2 rRNA genes are annotated in these 3,250 nt (G+C 51.5%); both read left to right on the top strand.

Annotation, left to right across the window (positions count from 1 at the left end):
• Positions 1-131 precede the first annotated feature (131 nt).
• Positions 132-3,060, top strand: a 23S ribosomal RNA gene (locus CSV68_RS16385).
• Positions 3,061-3,134: 74 nt separating this feature from the next.
• Positions 3,135-3,250 (top strand): 5S ribosomal RNA (gene rrf, locus CSV68_RS16380).

The following is a 3,250-nucleotide window of genomic DNA, read 5'->3' as shown; positions in this document are numbered from 1 at the left end:
CTTGTTCATTGAAAACTGGATAAAACGACATTGAAAGTAATCAAGTAATCAACCGAGTCGCATGTATGCGATTCAAGCAATCTTTTTAACCTTCTGATTCCTATCGCTAGGATGAAGTTGGACCTTTTATAGGTTAAGTTAGAAAGGGCGCACGGCGGATGCCTTGGCACTAGGAGCCGATGAAGGACGGCACTAACACCGATATGCTTCGGGGAGCTGTAAGTGAGCTTTGATCCGAAGATTTCCGAATGGGGAAACCCACTGTCCATAATGGGACAGTACGTGTATGTGAATACATAGCATACTCGTGGCACACCCGGAGAACTGAAACATCTAAGTACCCGGAGGAAGAGAAAGAAACATCGATTCCCTTAGTAGCGGCGAGCGAAACGGGAAGAGCCCAAACCAAGAAGCTTGCTTCTTGGGGTTGTAGGACACTCTATACGGAGTTACAAAGGAATGTGTTAGATGAAGCGATCTGGAAAGATCCGCAAAACAGGGTAATAGCCCCGTAGTCGAAAGCACATTCTCTCCAGAGTGGATCCTGAGTACGGCGGAACACGTGAAATTCCGTCGGAATCCGGGAGGACCATCTCCCAAGGCTAAATACTCCCTAGTGACCGATAGTGAACCAGTACCGTGAGGGAAAGGTGAAAAGCACCCCGGAAGGGGAGTGAAATAGATCCTGAAACCGTGCGCTTACAAATTGTCAGAGCCCGTTAATGGGTGATGGCGTGCCTTTTGTAGAATGAACCGGCGAGTTACGATTCCATGCAAGGTTAAGCTGAGAAAGCGGAGCCGCAGCGAAAGCGAGTCTGAATAGGGCGAATCAGTATGGGGTCGTAGACCCGAAACCAGGTGATCTACCCATGTCCAGGGTGAAGGTCAGGTAACACTGACTGGAGGCCCGAACCCACGTATGTTGAAAAATGCGGGGATGAGGTGTGGGTAGCGGTGAAATTCCAATCGAACCTGGAGATAGCTGGTTCTCTCCGAAATAGCTTTAGGGCTAGCCTCAAACGAAAGAATCTCGGAGGTAGAGCACTGTTTGGACGAGGGGCCCATCCCGGGTTACCGAATTCAGACAAACTCCGAATGCCGATGATTTATGTTTGGGAGTCAGACAGTGGGTGATAAGATCCATTGTCGAGAGGGAAACAGCCCAGACCACCAGCTAAGGTCCCCAAGTATCTGTTAAGTGGAAAAGGATGTGGCGTTGCCCAGACAACCAGGATGTTGGCTTAGAAGCAGCCATCATTTAAAGAGTGCGTAATAGCTCACTGGTCGAGTGGCGCTGCGCCGAAAATGTACCGGGGCTAAACAGATCACCGAAGCTGTGGATTGACCTTAGGGTCAATGGTAGGAGAGCGTTCCAAGGGCGTTGAAGCTAGACCGGAAGGACTGGTGGAGCGCTTGGAAGTGAGAATGCCGGTATGAGTAGCGAAAGAAGGGTGAGAATCCCTTCCACCGAATGCCCAAGGTTTCCTGAGGAAGGCTCGTCCGCTCAGGGTTAGTCAGGACCTAAGTCGAGGCCGATAGGCGTAGACGATGGACAACAGGTTGATATTCCTGTACCACCTCCCCGCCGTTTGAGTAATGGGGGGACGCAGTAGGATAGGGTGAGCACACAGTTGGTTGTGTGTCTAAGCAGTGAGGTGGAGAACGAGGCAAATCCCGTTCTCATATAACACTAGGCTGTGATGGCGAGGAGATTTATCTCCAGAGTCCCTGATTTCACACTGCCAAGAAAAGCCTCTAGCGAGGCGGGAGGTGCCTGTACCGCAAACCGACACAGGTAGGCGAGGAGAGAATCCTAAGGTGATCGAGAGAACTCTCGTTAAGGAACTCGGCAAAATGACCCCGTAACTTCGGGAGAAGGGGTGCTCTGGTAGGGTGAATAGCCCGAGAGAGCCGCAGTGAATAGGCCCAGGCGACTGTTTAGCAAAAACACAGGTCTCTGCAAAATCGTAAGATGACGTATAGGGGCTGACGCCTGCCCGGTGCTGGAAGGTTAAGAGGAGGGGTTAGCGCAAGCGAAGCTCTGAATTGAAGCCCCAGTAAACGGCGGCCGTAACTATAACGGTCCTAAGGTAGCGAAATTCCTTGTCGGGTAAGTTCCGACCCGCACGAAAGGCGTAACGATCTGGGCACTGTCTCAACGAGAGACTCGGTGAAATTATAATATGCGTGAAGATGCGCATTACCCGCGACAGGACGGAAAGACCCCGTGGAGCTTTACTGTAGCCTGATATTGAATTCCGGTGCAGCCTGTACAGGATAGGTAGGAGCCTTGGATTCCGGAGCGCTAGCTTCGGAGGAGGCATTGGTGGGATACTACCCTGGCTGTATTGGACTTCTAACCCTTGCCCGTGATCCGGGCAGGAGACAGTGTCAGGTGGACAGTTTGACTGGGGCGGTCGCCTCCTAAAGAGTAACGGAGGCGCTCAAAGGTTTCCTCAGAATGGTTGGACATCATTCGCAGAGTGCAAAGGCATAAGGAAGCTTGACTGCGAGACCTACAAGTCGAGCAGGGTCGAAAGACGGACTTAGTGATCCGGTGGTTCCGCATGGAAGGGCCATCGCTCAACGGATAAAAGCTACCCCGGGGATAACAGGCTTATCTCCCCCAAGAGTCCACATCGACGGGGAGGTTTGGCACCTCGATGTCGGCTCGTCGCATCCTGGGGCTGTAGTCGGTCCCAAGGGTTGGGCTGTTCGCCCATTAAAGCGGCACGCGAGCTGGGTTCAGAACGTCGTGAGACAGTTCGGTCCCTATCCGTCGCGGGCGCAGGAAATTTGAGGAGAGCTGTCCTTAGTACGAGAGGACCGGGATGGACATACCGCTGGTGTACCAGTTGTCTTGCCAAAGGCATCGCTGGGTAGCTATGTATGGACGGGATAAATGCTGAAAGCATCTAAGCATGAAGCCCCCTTCAAGATGAGATTTCCCATTACGCAAGTAAGTAAGATCCCTCAAAGATGATGAGGTGGATAGGTCTGGGGTGTAAGTACGGCGACGTATGTAGCTGACAGATACTAATCGATCGAGGACTTAACCTATTTTAAAAAGTAGTTACTTGAACTACACCAATGTCTTTTATTCAGTTTTGAGTGAACAAGCTTTACTCAAAGAGTCTAGTAACGATGGCGAAGAGGTCACACCCGTTCCCATACCGAACACGGAAGTTAAGCTCTTCAGCGCCGATGGTAGTTGGGGGTTTCCCCCTGTGAGAGTAGGACGTTGCTAGGC

The organism is Sporosarcina sp. P29 (assembly GCF_002743265.1).
Taxonomy (GTDB): Bacteria; Bacillota; Bacilli; order Bacillales_A; family Planococcaceae; genus Sporosarcina.
This window is presented reverse-complemented; position numbering and strand designations above follow the sequence as displayed.